17 protein-coding genes and 1 tRNA gene are annotated in these 17,748 nt (G+C 63.5%); 11 read left to right on the top strand and 7 right to left on the bottom strand.

The window, feature by feature from the left end; genetic code table 11:
* The first annotated feature begins 93 nt into the window (after positions 1-93).
* The 4 genes from AR323_RS06360 (at position 94) to AR323_RS06345 (ending at position 3,247) form a co-directional block, all read left to right on the top strand.
* Positions 94-1,074 carry an NAD(P)H-dependent flavin oxidoreductase gene (locus AR323_RS06360; protein WP_057883088.1) on the top strand — a complete coding sequence of 327 codons (981 nt, stop codon included), beginning with the start codon at positions 94-96 and terminating at the stop codon, positions 1,072-1,074.
* Positions 1,075-1,121: 47 nt separating this feature from the next.
* Positions 1,122-1,196, top strand: a tRNA-Gln gene (locus AR323_RS06355).
* A gap of 164 nt (positions 1,197-1,360) precedes the next feature.
* Complete coding sequence (locus AR323_RS06350; protein WP_152980307.1) at positions 1,361-1,930, top strand: hypothetical protein; 570 nt, start codon at positions 1,361-1,363, stop codon at positions 1,928-1,930.
* A gap of 219 nt (positions 1,931-2,149) precedes the next feature.
* Complete coding sequence (locus AR323_RS06345) at positions 2,150-3,247, top strand: reverse transcriptase/maturase family protein (protein WP_057883086.1); 1,098 nt, start codon at positions 2,150-2,152, stop codon at positions 3,245-3,247.
* Here AR323_RS06345 and AR323_RS06340 read toward each other — a convergent pair.
* The 5 genes from AR323_RS06340 to AR323_RS06320 all read right to left on the bottom strand — a co-directional run bounded on the left by AR323_RS06340 (position 3,216) and on the right by AR323_RS06320 (position 8,554).
* Positions 3,216-3,794 carry a recombinase family protein gene (locus AR323_RS06340; protein WP_057883085.1) on the bottom strand — a complete coding sequence of 193 codons (579 nt, stop codon included), beginning with the start codon at positions 3,792-3,794 and terminating at the stop codon, positions 3,216-3,218. The genes AR323_RS06345 and AR323_RS06340 overlap by 32 nt on opposite strands.
* An 859-nt stretch (positions 3,795-4,653) precedes the next feature.
* The gene (locus AR323_RS14815) at positions 4,654-4,827 is read right to left on the bottom strand and encodes a hypothetical protein (protein WP_161808720.1); all 174 of its coding nucleotides are present in this window, start codon (positions 4,825-4,827) and stop codon (positions 4,654-4,656) included.
* Positions 4,827-4,994, bottom strand: coding sequence for a hypothetical protein (locus AR323_RS14810; protein WP_161808719.1), 168 nt, complete (start codon positions 4,992-4,994; stop codon positions 4,827-4,829). The genes AR323_RS14815 and AR323_RS14810 overlap by 1 nt, the downstream gene beginning before the upstream one ends.
* Positions 4,994-5,767, bottom strand: coding sequence for a hypothetical protein (locus AR323_RS06330; RefSeq protein WP_057883084.1), 774 nt, complete (start codon positions 5,765-5,767; stop codon positions 4,994-4,996). The genes AR323_RS14810 and AR323_RS06330 overlap by 1 nt, the downstream gene beginning before the upstream one ends.
* Before the next feature lie 1,344 nt (positions 5,768-7,111).
* Positions 7,112-8,554 carry a tyrosine-type recombinase/integrase gene (locus AR323_RS06320; RefSeq protein WP_057883082.1) on the bottom strand — a complete coding sequence of 481 codons (1,443 nt, stop codon included), beginning with the start codon at positions 8,552-8,554 and terminating at the stop codon, positions 7,112-7,114.
* Positions 8,555-8,770: 216 nt separating this feature from the next.
* Here AR323_RS06320 and AR323_RS06315 point away from each other — a divergent pair, with 216 nt between their 5' ends.
* Entirely contained in the window at positions 8,771-9,157 is a 387-nt protein-coding gene (locus AR323_RS06315) for a c-type cytochrome (RefSeq protein ID WP_057883081.1), read from the top strand.
* Between the two features lie 9 nt (positions 9,158-9,166).
* Here the strand turns inward: AR323_RS06315 and yghU are convergent, their stop codons facing one another.
* Positions 9,167-10,039 carry a glutathione-dependent disulfide-bond oxidoreductase gene (gene yghU, locus AR323_RS06310; RefSeq protein ID WP_057883080.1) on the bottom strand — a complete coding sequence of 291 codons (873 nt, stop codon included), beginning with the start codon at positions 10,037-10,039 and terminating at the stop codon, positions 9,167-9,169.
* Between the two features lie 86 nt (positions 10,040-10,125).
* On the opposite strand from yghU, the gene AR323_RS06305 reads away from it, so the two are divergent.
* The 6 genes from AR323_RS06305 (at position 10,126) to AR323_RS06280 (ending at position 16,605) form a co-directional block, all read left to right on the top strand.
* Entirely contained in the window at positions 10,126-11,136 is a 1,011-nt protein-coding gene (locus AR323_RS06305) for a DNA topoisomerase IB (protein ID WP_057883079.1), read from the top strand.
* A gap of 31 nt (positions 11,137-11,167) precedes the next feature.
* Positions 11,168-11,689: a CinA family protein gene (locus AR323_RS06300; RefSeq protein ID WP_057883078.1), complete on the top strand. Its 522-nt coding sequence runs from the start codon at positions 11,168-11,170 to the stop codon at positions 11,687-11,689.
* Positions 11,686-13,749: an NAD(+) synthase gene (locus AR323_RS06295; protein ID WP_057883077.1), complete on the top strand. Its 2,064-nt coding sequence runs from the start codon at positions 11,686-11,688 to the stop codon at positions 13,747-13,749. The genes AR323_RS06300 and AR323_RS06295 overlap by 4 nt, the downstream gene beginning before the upstream one ends.
* A 66-nt stretch (positions 13,750-13,815) precedes the next feature.
* A complete protein-coding gene (locus tag AR323_RS06290) occupies positions 13,816-14,865 on the top strand; it encodes a type III polyketide synthase (protein ID WP_057883076.1) in 1,050 nt (349 codons plus the stop codon).
* Positions 14,855-15,541, top strand: a complete 687-nt coding sequence (locus tag AR323_RS06285) for a methyltransferase domain-containing protein (RefSeq protein ID WP_057883075.1) — start codon at positions 14,855-14,857, stop codon at positions 15,539-15,541. The genes AR323_RS06290 and AR323_RS06285 overlap by 11 nt, the downstream gene beginning before the upstream one ends.
* The gene (locus AR323_RS06280) at positions 15,520-16,605 is read left to right on the top strand and encodes an NAD(P)/FAD-dependent oxidoreductase (RefSeq protein WP_268810499.1); all 1,086 of its coding nucleotides are present in this window, start codon (positions 15,520-15,522) and stop codon (positions 16,603-16,605) included. The genes AR323_RS06285 and AR323_RS06280 overlap by 22 nt, the downstream gene beginning before the upstream one ends.
* A 9-nt stretch (positions 16,606-16,614) precedes the next feature.
* On the opposite strand, the gene AR323_RS06275 is transcribed toward AR323_RS06280, so the two are convergent.
* Positions 16,615-17,691 carry a branched-chain amino acid aminotransferase gene (locus AR323_RS06275; RefSeq protein ID WP_057883074.1) on the bottom strand — a complete coding sequence of 359 codons (1,077 nt, stop codon included), beginning with the start codon at positions 17,689-17,691 and terminating at the stop codon, positions 16,615-16,617.
* Positions 17,692-17,748 lie beyond the last annotated feature (57 nt).

The raw sequence follows: 17,748 nt of genomic DNA, 5'->3' as shown, positions 1-17,748 counted from the left end.
CGCGCCCGATCTAGAGCATGTGCATTTCGCTTGCCAGCTTGCGGCACGCGCGGCAGGTTGACGCAAACGTAAAGTAAGCGGGAGAGCGGCGACATGGCATTCAAGACGCGGATCACAGAGATGTTCGAGGTCGAAACTCCGATCCTCATGGGCGGGATGACGGGGGTGGGCTATGGCGAACTCGTGGCCGCCGTCGCGGAGGCGGGCGCGCTCGGCTTTATCACCGCGCACATGTTTCCCAGCGGCGCGGCGCTGAAGGAAGAGATCGACAAGGTCCGATCGCTGACCAGCAAGCCGTTCGGCGTGAACCTGACGCTGCTGCCCTCGATCAACCCGATCCCCTACGACGAATACCGCGAGGCGATCATCGAAAGCGGGCTCAAGATCGTGGAAACCGCCGGACGCGCACCGACCGATCATTTGCCTGCGTTCAAGGAAGCCGGCGTCAAGGTCATCCACAAGTGCACCAGCGTGCGGCACTCCGAAAGCGCGGTGCGCAAGGGTGTGGACGTCATCTCGATCGACGGTTTCGAATGTGCCGGCCACCCGGGCGAGGATGACGTGGGCCTGGTGGTACTGCTGCCCGCGACGGTCGATGCCTTGCCGGACGTGCCGATCGTTGCGAGCGGCGGGATGGCCGACGGGCGCAGCCTCGTCGCCGCGCTCGCGCTTGGTGCCGATGCCGTCAACATGGGCACGCGGTTCTGCGCGACGCAGGAGGCCGCGATCCACCCCAACGTGAAGAAGCAGATCGTCGAGAACAGCGAACTCGATACGGTGCTGGTCGGCCGCCCGTTCCGCAACACCGCGCGGGTGGCGCGTAATGCGGTGTCGGAAGAAGTCGCCGCGATCCAGCGCAACCCGAGCACGACCTTTGACGAGGTCAAGCACCTGATGGCCGGCGCGCGCGGCCGCGAGCTCGTCTATGCCAAGGGCGACATGGATGGCGGCATCTGGTCGAGCGGCCAGAGCCAGGCGCTGGTCCACGACATCCCGACCTGCAAGGAGCTTGTCGCCAACATCATGGCGCAGGCCGAAGCCGTCCGCGCGCGACTCGATCGGATTGCGGGCTAGGGGGTCTTTCCTATCGCGCAATCGCCGCTATAGGGGCGGCGCGCTGATGGGGCGTCGCCAAGTGGTAAGGCACCGGTTTTTGGTACCGGCATTCGCAGGTTCGAATCCTGCCGCCCCAGCCAGTTCAACAAGTTCATTATAATTCAAGAACTTGCCAGTCGGATGGGCTCCTCTGTGGGGTCCATATGTGGGGTCCGATTGCGAGGTCCTCCTAGTCTGCGACAGCCACTATGGCTTCCACGCGAAATCGCCCGCCAAGTTTCCGCGCTTCGTTTTCCCCAACGCAGTGCCCACGAGCTATGGGCCTTGCTTCCCACCTTGGCTGGATTCCTGTATAGATACAGGTGGCAGCGAGATCCTTTCGGCCTCGCTTCCCGAAGGTGTTTTGACGGTTTCCTTCGAGATCGGTGCCCGCATCGTCGTTCAGGCGGGCGGCAACGGCCTCGGCTCCAGGGCGAAAGCCAGCTTCCCGGTGCGGGTTGCTTGGCCCTCAGCTGGTGAAAAGGAGAAGTCAGTGCTCTGTATTATCCAACGCCCCAACAGGGCACCGGACAATCTTCGGGGAGCTGGGATCGCGGGGCGGCCTCGCGAGGCGAGCAATGCGTCCGCCGCGCCCAATCGCCCAAGCGGCGGCGGAAACGAACCTGTTCACGGTTTGTTCCGCTGGCTGTTCGGGTTGGTTGCGTGTATAGCCTTGGCAGGCGGCCTTCCGGTCTACTCGATTGGATTGCCCGTTCGCGTCGAGATCGGTGCCCGCATCGTCGTTCAGGCGGGCGGCAACGGCCTCGGCTCCAGGGCGAAAGCCAGCTTCCCGGTGCGGGTTGCTTGGCCCTCCTACGTGCCGCCGGTGTGGTAATTTCCATGGGGAGCCGGCGGTAGCTATGAACGCATTCGAACGCGCTGTTTCGGCTGAAAATCTGTCCGTGGTTTGGGTTGAAAACTCAAGAAGCTGCGTCGCTCTTGCTTCGGTGTAGATAGGGTCTCTGCTGACAAGTTCGAAGCGAACCGTAAGCGCGAGATACGAGAAATACGCTCCCGTCTTTTTGGAGAGCGAGGCCGTTTCAAGAGTGACGGGTTGCTGGCCGTCGCGAAGAAGAAGCCAGACTCTGAAAAATACCGTATCATTTGCGTCCCGACGATGTCCGACCGTCTTATACAGTTCGCGCTCCTGCGGACGCTGAAGGACAAGCTACGCCCAATGGGCCTCGACAATCCTGTGTCCTTCGGAATCGCCGAGGGAGCCGCTCGCGGGGTTCAGGGCGCACGTAGGTTCGCTTGTAATGCTCGAGACGAGCACCCGTATGTCTACAAGACGGACATCCAGCAGTTCTTCGACAACATTCGGCGGGAGGAGTTGTCTCGGTGTCTGGGGCGGGTTGTTCGTCAGCCGTCGCTGTTACCCTATCTCAACGCGTTCTTGCAGACGGAGATTTCGGAAGGTTTCGACAGGAACTGGCGCTCGATCGTGAGCGCGAGCGGCATCCGTAGGGGGATAGGAGTTCGACAGGGGATGCCGCTATCTCCGCTGTTCGCAGGGGCATACCTCCGCGATTTCGACCGAGCGATGGTGAAGACGAAGGTCCCGATTGTTCGCTACGTAGACGATATCGTCGCATTTTTCGATTCAGAGGCGGCTGCACTCGATTTTCATGAACGGATCTCCGATGCACTAGGTGAGATAGGTCTTGCCCTCGGAGCGCCAAACGCAGCCGGGTCGAAGACAGCCATTATCCTGCCCGGTGAACCCGCTCCATTTCTTGGGATGGAGATCAGCAGGTCGCCCATAGGAAAACACCAGTTACGTGTCTCTGCCAACTGCATCGGCGATTGCGTAAACCGCGTGAGGGTCGCTGGCGACCTGGACTATCTACAGGAGAAAAAGGTCCGCCTCACAGGGATGGGGCAATACTTCCAATCAATCGTGAATGGATATATCCACGCGTATGCGGAAGCTCGCAACTGCGACGACCTGAAAACTGCATTGAAGCAGGCTGCCACGGTTGCCCAAGCCTCGATATTGCGTGAGCTATTCGGGCGAGATCGATTAGCGAACCTCTCGGCGAAGCAGTTCGATTTTATCGGTATCGAGAGAGATACGATCCTTCCGAAAAAAGCAGGGCGAAGCGAGCGCAAGCCTGAACTCACGCGGCCCGCTTCTCCACCCGCTGAATAGCAGCGCGGCTCACTCCGTACGTCTTCGCAAGTGCACCAAGGGACACACCTTCGGCCCGCTTCGCCAGCACTTCGGCCTGTTGCTCGTTCGTAAGCACTGGGGGACGGCCCAGCGCTGTTCCTTCGGCCTTCGCTCGGGATAGACCCGCTTGGGTCCGCTCAATCAACAGGTCGCGTTCGAACTCTGCCACAGCGCAGATGACGCCCATAGTCATTTTGCCCGCTGGGCTGGTGAGGTCGATACCCCCCAGAGCGAGGCAGTGGACCCGCACCCCGTCGGAAGCGAGCCGCTCCACCGTCGACCGAACGTCCATCGCGTTGCGGCCAAGCCGGTCCAGCTTAGTGACTACGAGAACGTCTCCGTCCTCCAGTCGGTCAACTAGGCGCGCGAAACCCGGGCGCTGCATAGCGGCAGTGGAGCCAGAGACTGTTTCCGTGATTGACCGCTTGTGATCGACGGTGAAGCCAGCGGCCTCGATCTCGCGAAGCTGGTTATCGTTTGTCTGATCGGCAGTGCTGACGCGGCAGTAAGCGAAGGTGCGAGCCATGAGGCCTCCTGTATCGGAATGGTGGCTCGGATATATCGCTACATCGGAATCCCGGTCAAGCTATTTTTCGATACAGGTTGAAAGGGTGTATCGAAACCGACCGTTTTCGTGCTCCTTGGCCGTGGTGCTTAGAGCAAGCGATGCTTCTCCTTGCGACCTTCCTCCAATAGCACGCAAATGTAGGCTCTCTCGTTGAATGCTTCGCCGATTGCTGATGCGAAGGCCTGCGCGTTGTCTCTGCACATTCGGAGCCCCACAGCGCGGCCTATGGGCGTATCATCCTCGGGGCGGTCTTGCTCTAGATTGCGCCAGTACCAAACCTCGTATTCGGCCTCCTCGACCACAAATGAGCAAGAGAACTCGGAGCCGTATTCTTCGCAGCCGGGCAGCCTATCGCATCCAGCAAGAAGCACGCTTGCTCCTGCTGACAAACCGGCTGCTGCTAGGGTCTTTAGGGAACCCATGTGATTGATCCTCCCGCAATACCAATGTCCCATTCTCATCTTAGTGCTCATGCGTCGACCCCGCCCGCGAAAGGTGGGGGGATGCCCCGCTGGGACACCACAGCCCAAGGATAAGAGGCTGCGATGTTACCCAGCGGGGCACCTTCGACGTCCCGACGGCCCCCATGGGGGGATGCCGGGCCTGTCCGTAGCGCCATACCGCTTCGGATTTTTTGAGCAAAATCTAACGGGCCTTGCGGGGCATCCATAGGATACCCAGCGTGGCCGCTAGGGTTTGCAGTTTAAGGGTGAAAATCGGCTGCAGGAGCGCGCAGAGATGCGTCAGGGGCACGAGGGTGCCCCGAGGTGCCACTTGGGCGCTCTGCGAGTCAGGATGGTGCGATTTAGCGGCAATCCTAGACCTTCTTGCCGATAGGCTTGGGTCGCAGGGCATGAAGCGGACAGTTCGCGCTGGCGCACTCGCTAACCTGCTGACGCCACGTCCCCGGCTGGTCCGGGTCGTAGATGCACTCCCGGCACTTGGCGAAGACTGCATCGCGGTAGGAGCCGCGTGGGGCGACCGAGGCCATCAGGCCAGCCCCCCGATGTCCTCGCGAAAGATACCGGGCATGATCTCGTAACGGGTCACCCGGTTACGTTCGGCAAACCCCGGCGACTTGGGGTCGTGGGGATCGACGTAGGGTTCATCCCGGTCATCGCGTAGCGCGGAGATGACGCGAGGCTTGCGACCCCTCATCACAGCACCTCATTGCGAGAGAAGCGCGCAAGCTGGTCGGCCAGTCCGTCAACGCGCCGTTTCCGTTCGTTGGCTGCGGCCTGCACCTTGGCTTCTGCGTGGATCGCCGCGTCTTCTTGCTGGCGCTTCAAGATGCCCACACTGTCCTGCAGGGCCTTGGCTAGTCGGCGCTGGGCTTCGATGCCGTGCTTGCCGTCCGGTGCCACGAGAAGGCTGCTCTTGTAGGCAAGCTCCTTCAAACGTCCTTCCATGGCCCGACGTCGGTCACCTTGCACCGCGAAGACCGGAACGGCCTCCTGCTTTCCCGTGGCCTCGTTGAAGACCGTGTCATGCCGTGAGACTTCGCCGAGTTCCTTGAAGATGCGATCGGCTTCGCGTTCGGCATCGGCGTGTTCGTTGGCGATTGTCAGGAGTTCGGAGTGATAGGGGAGCGCGTCAGGGCCGTTTCCAACGAGACGGCGAGTGGTGGCGCGCACGGACTGAATGGCCTTGAGGACAAGCTCCGCTTCCTTGCCTGCTCGCTGATCGAACGGGATGCCCTGGAGGTCGGCTTCGACCTTCTGGCGGAGGTCTGGGGGAAGCGCCGTGGCCTTCGGGCTGGAGAGCTTGAGTTCGCTGGGAAAGCTGGTCCCGCTGGGCACGTCATTGAAGGCGTCCATTGCAAGAATGCTGTCCGCGATGCCCTTGTCTTCGGGAGCGATGTCGTAGGAGGGCGGAGTGTAGGTGCTGCGCGTCTCGGCTTCCAAGCCGGACGCATTGGTGGTGTCGGTCATAAATGAGACTTTCTGGGTATGGGGTGGGTCAGGCGCACAAGGCGCACGTCGAAAGGCCCCGACGGTGAACCGAAGGAGCTGGTTGGGCTGGTGCCCGTGGGCGGGTGAGTGGAGCGGACCCGTCCGTGCCGCTATCCGGCAGAGCCGGAAGGGGAGTGCCCTGCTAGGGGGCGTGGGCGTGTTGGACACAAGCTGGTGCCCAATCGCCGAATGCGTCTGCGAAGGGGTCTCCCTCGGTGTCCTCATCGGCACCCTCGGTGTCCCGCAGGATCGCTGGGGTGCGCGGAGGCTGCTCTGTTCGCCAGAGACCATGGACCTGTCGGATGCGCTCTAGGGTCTCCGTGGGTTGCTCTAGGATACGCGCAGCGGCCCCGACGGCTTGGGCAGTCTGACAGGCCCGGGAAGCCCGGTGACAGGCGTCCCGCTCGGCACACCTGCAAGCCAGCTCGGCAATCGAGATGTAGCCCCGCTCATAGCGCAGGCGGATGCGGTGGAGGCCTAGCTGTTTCGGCTGGACTGCCGTCAGTGCCCGCTGGGATCGACCACGCCACATGGCGGACCATATCTCGTCCTTTAGTGCAATCTCTTGCTCACGACGCGCTTCTGCGCGCTGCTCGGCTGCCTTGCCCTTGGCGTTCTTGCGGCAGTCGCCACAGGTTATCGCCCGATGACCAGCCCTTTCGAAGTAGGAAGAGATTGGCTTGTCCTCCCCGCACTTTCGGCAGGGCTTCGTGTCGTTCATGGGGGTCTCCTGCCGATGATGTTGTGGGAGGGGTGGAGATAAAGGTTCACGTCGGGTGTCCCGAGGGAGAACTAAAGGAGAGGAACCATCTGTCTGACCTAGACCGTTCCAGCTTCCCTCCCCTATGTGTGCAACCGTTCTCACCGGCTGCCGCTATTCGTGTGAGGTTCACGACACCGCTCCTCCAAGTTTCCTTGGCGCAGCCCGGCTCTTCGCTACGGGGTGCCCTGCTCACGCGAGGGCGCAACTGTCTGACCTGAGCCGTCCAGCTTCCAGCGGGTCCTATGACTTCCCGCCGCTTGATTTCAGCTCAAGCTCCGAAGGCTGCCGCGATGCGCTCGTGGGGGCGGGAAAAGGTTTCTTCTCCAAGAGTGGGTGTTAATCGATTTAAGGACAGGTGGGCGCGGGGCGACCTGACCGAAAATGCTTCCTTCTCCAAGGGTGAGGGTTAATCGATTTACGGATAGGGGGCACGCGCTCGCCTGCCCCGAAAAAGGTTTCCTATTACCGAAAGTGAGGGTTAATCGATTTACGTATAGACAATCCTGCGCCCACTCGTCGTCCGAGAAAGCTTCATTCCCCAAGGGTGCGGGTTAATTGATTTACGGATGCGGCAGGGGTACGTCGGGGTAGTCAATCAAGGCGACGATCTCCGCCAGCCGCGCAAGCGACACTCCCGCTCCGTATCGCCCGAAGGTGAACCCCTTTTCGTGTCCAACGAGCTGGGCAACTTCGCTTTCGGGGACGCTCGCAGCCTCCAGTTGTCCCACGACGTTCTTGCGGAACGAATGGAACACCTTGCGGCGATCATCAAACCCCAGCGCCAGCTTGAAGCGTGAGAACTCCTTGCCCGCGTCCGCTCCAGCTTTCTTGCCGGGTCCTTCGGGATTGAACCCCGGCCAGATGCGCCCGGTGGGCTTGGCGTCCTGCCGCTTCAGAAGCCACGATAGGCGCGGATGTAGCGGAACGCGACGAACCCCCGCGACTGTCTTCGCGTCGGTTACCTGAATAAACGGCACCCCGTCTGCCTTCCGCACTTGCTCCCATTCAAGCGATGCGATTTCGTCCAGGCGCATCCCAGTGAACATTGCCACCTGCATCACCTCTACGAGGTCAGCACGCTTGGGCGGGGGATCGAACAGGCGCTGCAGTTCCTCCGTTTCCCATGCGAGATACCCGCGCACGTTCCGCCCGTCCTTCAGCTTCTTGTGAAAGCCGGAGAAAGGATTGTTGCCCTCGCAGTGGTCGCGCTCTTGCGCCCATTTCCAGAACGACTGGAGGGTCGCCATGTGGCGGTTAATCGTTGCATCGCTCAAGCCGCGCTCTTGCCGCCCGAACTGCTGTTGCAGCTGCGACCAAGAAAGACCCTTGCTCTTGGCGGCTGGGGAGCGGCCCCACAGTGGGTTGAGCTGCCGCAACGCATCTACGAACGCGGCAGCGTCGGACTTGCGAATGTCGCGAATGGGGCGCGGCCCCCAGTAGAGCGCGAAGAGGTCGAACGTGGCGACCTTCTGCTGTTCTGTATTGGTTTCCTTCAGGCCCTGCTGGGTGCGCCATAGCGTCAGATAGTCGTCAGCCAGTGCGCGAAACGTGGGTTCGAGTTCGACCCGTCGGGGCACTCTGCGGCCCTGCCGTTGCAACAGGGCGTCATTCAGGGCTGCCAGTCGGACACTGTCAGCTTCCGGCAACTCCTTGTCGCCAAACTGGTCGGCAATCTGATCGATCGCTCGCGAGATTCCGGCGGTGACTTCGTCGGGATCACCGGGGTCTCCTTGCAGGAGGAAGGCTCCGCCGATGGCATCGCCGAAGACACGCGAATAGATGTCGCGAAGGCGGCTGGGGTCCGGTGGTCCATCGTTCCCCATTTGCGCCCACTCAATCCGCAGGGCCGCTTCCCAGAGGTTAGCCTCTTGTAGAGCCTCCTTGCGGTCCGACGTCGCGAGATGGCGATATAGGAACTTCCGACCCTCGTATTTCGCGACCAAGTGGGAAGGGATACGGACCTTGGTTTGCCAGCGTTGCCGGTGCAGTTTGAGCGATGCCATGCGCCGCCCAATGGCAACCCCGGAGTCCCTTGGCAAGCCCCTGTGGGGTCCATTTGTGGGGTCCGTTTGTGGTGCCGTAACCCTTGGAAATGCTACCTTTTCAGAGAAACCAAGGGGTTAGATACCCCTTGTCAGAGTCTCCTGCCGCCCCAGCCAGTCTCTCATGACATGTACGGCAGCATTGCGGTTCGCGGATCGCGGTCGTAGCCTGCCGGCATGAACCCTTTCCTCCCGATCGTCGCATTCGCCGCCTTGCTGGGTGGCTGCCAGGTGGTCGCGCCTCAGCCCGAGCCGCGCGGTTCGTCGGCGATGGCGACTTTCGATCCGAAGTCGCCAGAGGGTCGGGGTCTGAAACTGGCGCGCAATCGGTGTGCCGATTGTCATTCGGTCGATTACGGCGAAAGCTCGCCCGTCCCCGATGCGCCGAGCTTCGCCGCCATAGCCAATTCGCGCGGGCTTACCGCGCCCATCCTTGCCGGATGGCTGGAGGATCACCGCAACTATCCCGAGGAAATGTACTTCGAGATTCCCGCTGAACACATCGCCGACCTCGCGGCTTACATGATCACCCTGCGGCGACCCGAGGCCGATCCCAAACCCTGATAGTCAAGGTCAGTCGGTCGGCGGACCTTTCCATTCCACGCTGGCCGACATGGCCTCATCCAGACCGTCGAAGTCGCTCGCCGAGTGCCGCTCGCGCAGGGCTGCGGTGTTGACGATCAGGCCGCGGCGCACTGCCGGCCGTTCGCCGATGGAGCGGGTCCAGCGGGCAAGGTTGCCGTACTCGTGGACCGACAGGAACCTTGCCGCGTCGCCGTAGATGGCGCCGCGCATGAACATCCCGAGCCATGTATAGGCCGCGATATCGGCGATCGAGTAGTCGTCACCGGCGAGGAACTCCGTCTCGCCCAGGCGCAGGTCCGCCACCGACAGGATGCGTTTCGTTTCCATCGCATAGCGGTTGATGGGGTATTCGAACTTTTCGGGCGCGTAGGCGTAAAAGTGCCCGAAGCCGCCGCCCAGAAAGGGTGCCGTGCCCATCTGCCAGTTCAGCCAGCTCAGGGTTTCGGCGCGGGCCGGAGCATCTTTCGGCAGGAGAAAATCGAACTTCTCGGCCAGATGGATCAGGATCGCCCCGCTTTCGAAGACGCGAAACGGTGCTGCGCCGCTCCGGTCCTCGAGCGCCGGGATTTTGCCGTTGGGATTGAGCGCGGTGAACCCGCTGCCGAATTGGTCGCCGTCGCGGATGTTGATCATCCAGGCGTCGTATTCGGCCGCATGAGCCGCTGCGAGCAGCTCCTCGAACATCACGGTGACTTTCTGGCCGTTCGGCGTGCCGAGCGAATAGAGCTGGAAGGGGTGATCGCCGACCGGCAGGTCCCTGTCGTGACGCGCGCCGGCGGTCGGCCGGTTGATGTTGGCGAATTGCCCACCGTTTTCCGTATCGTTGGTCCAGACCTTCGGCGGGGTGTAGGTATCGGGCATCGCGGCGTGTCTCCGGAAAATTGCGCTGCCAGGCAAATGGGCACCGCCTGGTGGAACCACAAGCCGCGGCACGCCGTTGCGCGAACATGGTCGCTCAACTCAAGCTCATCTATGTCGACGACGACATGCCCGGCATCACCCGCAAGCGCAGCGGCAAGGGATGGGCGTATTATGGGCCGAAGGGCGAGCGGATCACCGATCCCGACGAACGCGACCGGTTGAACCGCGTGGCCTTGCCGCCGGCCTATGTCGATGCCTGGTTCTGTCCCGCTCCGAACGGGCACATCCTGGCGACCGGGATCGATGCCAAGGGGCGCAAGCAATACCGCTATCATCCCGATTTCCGCACCGCCCGGGAAAGCGAGAAGTTCGACGGGTGCACGACGTTCGGTCGCCTGCTCCCGCTGGTGCGCAAGCGTGTGGAAGAGGACCTCAAGGCTCGCTCCCTCACGCGCGAACGGGCGATCGCGAGCGTCGTCCGACTGCTCGATCTGGGCGCGATCCGGGTGGGGAACGACGCCTACGCGAAAGCGAACAAGAGCTTCGGGGCGACCACCCTGCGTCAGCGCCATGCCCAGGTGAAGGGCCAGACGTTGCGGCTCAAGTTCAAAGGCAAGCACGGCATCGAGCGCGAGGTCGTCCTGTCCGACCGCAGCCTCAGCCGGGTCGTACGCGCGATGCAGGACCTGCCGGGCCAGCGACTGTTCCAGTATATCGACGAGGCTGGCGAGCAGCGCTCGGTCGGCTCGGCCGATGTGAACCAGTACTTGTGCGAGACGATGGGCGAGCATTTCACGGCCAAGAGCTTTCGCACGTGGCACGCCAGCGTTCTGGCCTTAAAGGTGCTCGCCGACAGCCATGGCCAGATGAATTTGAAGTCGCTGCTGCAGGAAGTGGCCGACCATCTCGGCAACACGCCCGCCGTGACCCGCCGGAGTTACGTCCATCCCGCCGTGATCGCCTTGGTCGACCGGCAGCAGAAATGGCGCGATGCACTGAAGATGCCGCGCGCAACGCGGTGGCTTTCGCGGGAGGAGAGAACACTCATCGACCTGCTGGAAGAAGCACCTGGCGCGGCGAAACTGTTGGCGGCGTAATCGAGCGCCGCGCCCATGATGATTTGAACACATGGCAAAGCGCACTGCCGAGACGCTCCATTCCGCGGTTCCGGACCGGCTCGAAGCAACGGCCTGCGCGGTATTGCAGGCAGCGCACGACCGCAAATTCACGATCGCGACAGCGGAAAGCTGCACGGGCGGTCTTCTCGCGGCACTGCTGACCGACGTACGCGGACTGGGTCACGTTTTCGATCGGGGCTTCGTGACCTATTCCGATGCGGCGAAATGCGACCTCCTCGGGATCGACCGAAGTCTAGTTAAAGGGTGCGGCGCGGTCAGCGAACCGGTCGCCCGCGCGATGGTGGCGGGCGCTCTCGCGCGATCGAAGGCGGACCTCGCAGTTTCGATCACCGGTTTCGCAGGTCCGGGCGATGACGATGACGAAGAGGGGCTCGTTCACTTCGCGTGTGCGACGCGAGACGGTCCATGCGACCACCGCAAGGAACACTTTGGAGCTATCGGTCGCGCAGGTGTCCGGATCGCCGCGCTTGAAGTCGCGCTCGCGATGATGGACAACGCGCTCCACGCATGAGCAAAACCGAAAGCCACACGTTCTATTCGCTCCACACGCACGGGCTGGTCCGTGTTGCCGCGAGCACGCCCCACGTCCGCACGGCCGACGTCGCGTTCAATCGCGATGCCATCGTGATGGAAGCCCGGCGCGCGCACGAGGCCCATATCGACCTGGTGGTCTATCCCGAGCTTTGTTTGTCGTCCTACGCGATAGACGACCTGCACCTGCAACTCGCCATGCTGGAAGCGATAGAGTCAGCGGTCGGCGAAGTGATCACGGCGAGCGCGTCCCTCAGGCCGCTACTGCTCATCGGCGCGCCTCTGCGGCACAACGGCCGCATCTACAATTGCGCGCTCGCGATCCATCGCGGGCGCCTGCTCGGGGTCGTGCCCAAGAGCTACCTGCCCAACTACCGCGAATATTACGAGAAGCGCTGGTTCGCGAACGGCCGTCAAATACAGGGCATGGAAATCGCAGTCGGTGGAGAGGTCGTCCCGTTCGGTACCGACCTGATCTTTGCGGCGGACGAACTGCCCGGTTTCCGCGTCGGGGTGGAAATCTGCGAGGATTTCTGGGCGCCGATCCCACCATCTACCTATGCCGCGCTGGCCGGGGCCACGATCCTGGCCAACCTGTCGGCGTCCAACATCGTCATCGGCAAGTCCGACGAACGCCACTTGCTGTGCCGCTCGCACTCGAACCGCGCGGTCGCTGCCTACGTCTATTCGGCCTCCGGTCACGGCGAGAGCACGACCGATCTCGCATGGGACGGGCAGGGCATGATCTACGAGCTGGGCGACCTGCTCTGTGAAAGCGAACGCTTCGCCCTGGAACCGGAGCTGTGCATCGCCGACGTCGATTGCGATCGCATCCTGTCCGAACGGATGCGGATGCAGACGTTCAACGACGCCGTCGAGGAAGCGGGGCGACCCGAGGATGCATTCCGCGTGGTCGGCTTCGCGCACGAACCCGATTTCGCCGACGTGGGCCTCGTTCGCCCGGTTCGCCGCTTTCCGTTCGTGCCCAATCGGGCGGACAAGCTCGACGAGGACTGTTACGAGGCGTTCAACATCCAGGTCGACGGCCTGATGCGCCGGTTCAAGTCCACCCGCGGCGAATCGATGGTGATCGGCGTGTCTGGCGGTCTCGATTCGACCCACGCGCTCATCGTCGCCGCCAAGGTCTGCGACCGGCTCGGCCTGCCACGCACCACGATCCGCGGCTACACGATGCCCGGTTTTGCCACCTCCGAGGGAACGAAGTCGAATGCCTGGCGCCTCATGAAGGCGCTCGGCATCACCGCGGAGGAAATCGACATCAAGCCCGCCGCCACCCGGATGCTGCACGACATCGGCCATGCCTTCGCTAAGGGTGAGCCCGTCCACGACACCGTGTTCGAGAACGTGCAGGCCGGGCTGCGCACCGATTACCTGTTCCGCCTTGCCGGCCAGCATCGCGGGTTCGTGATCGGCACCGGCGACCTCAGCGAACTGGCTTTGGGCTGGTGCACGTATGGTGTGGGAGACCAGATGAGCCATTACGGGGTCAACTCCGGCGTGCCCAAGACGCTGATCCAGTATCTCATCCGGTGGGCGACGCGGACCAATCAGTTCGATGCCGAGACCGACGCGGTGCTGGAGGATATCGTCGGGACCGAGATCAGCCCTGAACTCGTCCCCCCCGGTGCCGACGGCGCGATTCAGAGCACAGAGAGCATCATCGGGCCGTACGAGCTCAACGACTTCTTCCTGCACCACACCATTCGCTGGGGGCAGAAGCCGTCGAAGGTCGCGTTCCTCGCCTATCACGCATGGCGCGACGCGAGCCGCGGTCGCTGGCCGCTGGCATTTCCAGGTCACGCGAAGCACGAATACGATCTCGCCACGATCCGCCGGTGGCTGGAGAATTTCCTCCAGCGGTTCTTCGGTTTCAGCCAGTTCAAGCGCAGCGCATTGCCCAATGGGCCGAAGGTCAGCGCGGGCGGAGCCCTGTCGCCGCGAGGCGACTGGCGGGCGCCGTCGGACGCGGTTGCCGACGTCTGGCTGGCCGAACTGCGCGCCAAGGTTCCCGAAAGCTAGACAGCCGGGACCGTTCCGCCGCATGATCCGTTTCAACGCGAAACCATCATACGGACCGATCCGCCCATGCCCCGCATTTCTGCGATCGCCACCGCGGTCCCGGACCTCGATTTCGAGCCTGATTATCGGCGCTGGGCGCTCTCGCGACTGGGCGAGGGGCGCGAGGGGAAGCTGTACGAGCGAATGGCCAACCGCTCGGGCATAGAGCATCGCTGGTCCGTCCTCGACGAAGCCGACGCGCGGTTGGACGAAGGCGTCGGCTTCTATGGCGGAGAGCCGCCGAGTACCTCGGCTCGAATGGCGATCTATGCGAAGGAAGCGCCCGAACTCGCGCTGAAAGCGATCGCCGGATTGCCGGAGTTGGGCAGGGTTACTCACCTTGTCGTCGCCAGTTGCACAGGGTTCGTAGCCCCGGGTATCGACCAGATCGTCGCGCGCCGCCTGGGGCTGGGAGCAGACGTGGAGCGCGTGCTGGTCGGTTTCATGGGCTGCTATGCCGCCGTCACGGCGCTGCGCACTGCACGGCATATCGTCCGGTCTGAGCCGCTCGCGCGGGTTCTCGTGGTGACGGTCGAGCTGTCGAGCCTCCACCACCAGGAGGAAATGGACCTCGAGCCCCTCTTGATGGGTGCGCAGTTCGGCGACGGCGCTGCCGCGGCGATCGTTACCGCGCAGGAGGCCGGGCTCGAGCTGGGCGAGGGCATCTCGGCCGCGCTCGAGGAAAGCGACGAGCTTATCACCTGGCGGATCGGGGACACTGGCTTCCACATGCGTTTGTCGGGCGAGGTGCCCGGCCGGATCGCGACCGCGCTCGCCGATCCGGTCGTGCAACAGCGAGTAACCGGCGGTCGCGATCCCGGAGAGATCGCCGCATGGGCCGTCCATGCCGGGGGACGGTCGATCCTCGACGCGGCTGAAAAGGGTCTGCACCTCGCGCCGGATGCGCTCGACGCATCGCGCGAGGTCCTGCGGTTGTGCGGGAACATGAGTTCGTCCACGCTGATGTTCGCGCTGAAGCGGATCATGCGCGACCGTCCGGAGAGCGGCGTCGCGTTGGCGTTCGGTCCGGGCCTGGCGATGGAGGGGTTTCGGTTCGGCTGGGCGGATGCTGGTTGAGCGCGCCCTTAGCGAGGAACTGATGGACGATCCCGCGCTCGATGCGGGAACCTACACGCAAGTCCTCCACGACCTCGCGCAGGTCAACACGGTCACGCTGGCGCGGCGCCCGACGCTCGATTTCCTCGCGCGTTCAGTGGGTCAGAGGGCGAAGTTCAGACTCCTCGACGTCGGCTTCGGCGATGGAGACATGTTGCGCGCCATTGCCCGTTGGGCTCGGCGACGGGGTATCGAGGCGGACCTTGTAGGCGTCGACCTCAATCCGCGCAGCATCGCTGCGGCGAGAAAAGCGACGCCATCGGACCTGAAGATCGACTACCGTGCCGGCGATTATGAAGATCTGGCGAGTGAGGGCTGGGATTGCGTCGTCTCGAGCTTGGTGGCGCACCACATGACCCCTGCTCAGCTCGTCGCGTTCCTGCGCTTCATGGAGCGGGAGTCCGCAGCCGGCTGGTTCGTCAACGACCTGCACCGGCATGGTTTCGCCTACACCGGCTGGCCCGTCCTTGCGAAGGTCATGCGCTGGCATCCGATCGTGCGCCATGACGGGCACCTTTCGATTGCGCGCTCCTATCGCCCTGACGAGTGGTCGCCGTTGCTCGCCGAGGCAGGCATTTCCGGTGCACGGGTCGTCCGCCAATTCCCCTTTCGCCTGTGTGTCGAGCGATTGCGTTGAGCGAGCCGCTAATCCTTGGCGCGGGGCCGGCCGGATGCATGGCGGCGATCGCCCTCGCGAGCGGCGGGGTGCGGCCAACCTTGCTGGATCGCGACGCGACCGTGGGCGATGCCCTGTGCGGAGGTTTCCTGTCATGGCGGACGGCTGAACGGTTGCGTGCGGTGGGGATCGGACCGATCCAGCTTGGCGCGCATCCTGTCGAGACGCTCGCGCTGGTTGCGGGCAAATCCGAGGCGATCGCCGCCCTGCCGTCGCCCGGCTTCGGCCTCTCGCGACGGGCGCTCGACACCGCGCTGCGTCGGCGTGCAGTCACCGAGGGCGCGCGTCTGGTCATCGACCGCGCACGCACCGTACGTTCCGGGATGGTCGAGGGAGAGGAAGCCGATCATCCGGCCGAGGCGATCTTCCTCGCGAGCGGCAAGCACGATGTGCGCGGAGCCCCGCGGCCGCGCGAGGATGACGACCCGGCACTCGGCATTCGCATCCGTATCCCCGCTCATGACGCGCTGCGGGCGATGCTGCGAGGCCGGATCGAGCTGCACCTCTTTCGCTGCGGTTACGCGGGAATCGTCCTGCAGGAGGACGGTTCGGCAAACATCTGCCTGGCCCTGCGCAAATCGGCACTGGCAGATGTCGGCGGACAGCCGACGGCGCTGCTCGACCGGCTGGCGGACATGCATCCGCGCTTCGGTGAGCGGATGGCGTTCGCGCCGGACGATACAGCGATCGATACCGTGGGTTCGGTTCCGTATGGCTGGATCGCCCGCGACACGCAGCGGGGACTTTGGCGACTGGGCGACCAGGCCGCCGTGATTCCCTCGCTGGCGGGCGAGGGCATGGCCATAGCGATGGAAAGCGGCGTCGCGGCAGCGCACGCGTTCCTGGCGGGCACCGATGCTGCCACCTTCCAGCGGAGCTTTGCGCGGCGCGCGGCGCGGCCTATTCGCACCGCGAAGCTGATCTGGCAGGTTGCCGAAACGGGGGCGGGCGCACGGATTCTGACCGGAGTGGCCAGGGCGCTGCCGGCCCTCGCCAGGACGGCGATGGGACTGACGCGAATCTAGGGCCGATCGCTAGAGTTTCATCACCCAGCCATGCGTGTCGGGTGCATGGCCGCGCTGGATCGACACCAGCTTTTCGCGCAACTTGCCCGTCAACTGGCCGGGGCCGCCCGATCCGATCGTGAAGGCGCCCTCGGGACCCTCGACCTTGCCGACCGGCGTGACGACCGCCGCAGTGCCGCAGGCCATCGTCTCGAGAAGATGGCCGCTTTCCGCATCGCGGCGCCACTGGTCGATCGAGTAGCGTTCTTCGCGAATCGTCAGGCCTTCGTCGCGCAAAAGCTGGATCAGGCTGTTGCGGGTCACGCCGGGCAGGATCGTACCGGTGAGCGGCGGAGTGATCACGGTGCCGTCCGCGAAAACGAAGAACAGGTTCATGCCGCCCAGCTCTTCGATCCACTTGCGTTCGACCGCGTCTAGGAACACCACCTGGTCGTGGCCCTTGGCGATCGCTTCGGCCTGCGGGACGAGGCTTGCGGCATAGTTGCCGCCGGTCTTGGCCGCGCCGGTGCCGCCCGGTGCCGCGCGCACGAAGTCGCGGCTGACCCAGATGCTGACCGCGGGAACGCCCGACTTGAAATAGTTGCCCACCGGCGATGCGATCACTAAAAACTTGTACTCGCGTGCCGGCCGCACGCCGAGGAAAGCCTCCGACGCGAACATGAAGGGCCGCAGGTAGAGCGATCCGCCTTCGACCGTGGGAAACCAGTCGCGATCCTTAAGCACGATCTGGCGGCATGCCTCTACGAACAGCTCTTCGGGAATGTGCGGCATCGCCAGCCGGTCCGCCGAGGAGTTCATTCGCGCGGCGTTCGCATGGGGGCGGAACAGGGCGAAGCTGCCGTCGGGATGGCGATAGGCCTTGAGGCCTTCGAATATCTCCTGCGCATAGTGCAGCACCGCACAGGCGGGATCGAGCAGCAGCGGTTCGCGCGGACCGATGCGGGCGTCGTGCCAGCCCCGATCGGCATGAAAATCGACCGTCACCATGTGATCGGTGAACACGTTGCCGAAACCCGGATCGGCGATCGCCTGCGTGCGGGTTTCACCGGGCACGGGCGCGGGATGGGGGAGGTGCGCGAAATCCATGGTGCGTGCGGTTAGGGCGACCGGCGTCGCGGTGCAAGCGAAGCGAGATTGCGGCGA

This window comes from Tsuneonella troitsensis, assembly GCF_001441535.1.
Taxonomy (GTDB): Bacteria; Pseudomonadota; Alphaproteobacteria; order Sphingomonadales; family Sphingomonadaceae; genus Tsuneonella; species Tsuneonella troitsensis.
This window is presented reverse-complemented; position numbering and strand designations above follow the sequence as displayed.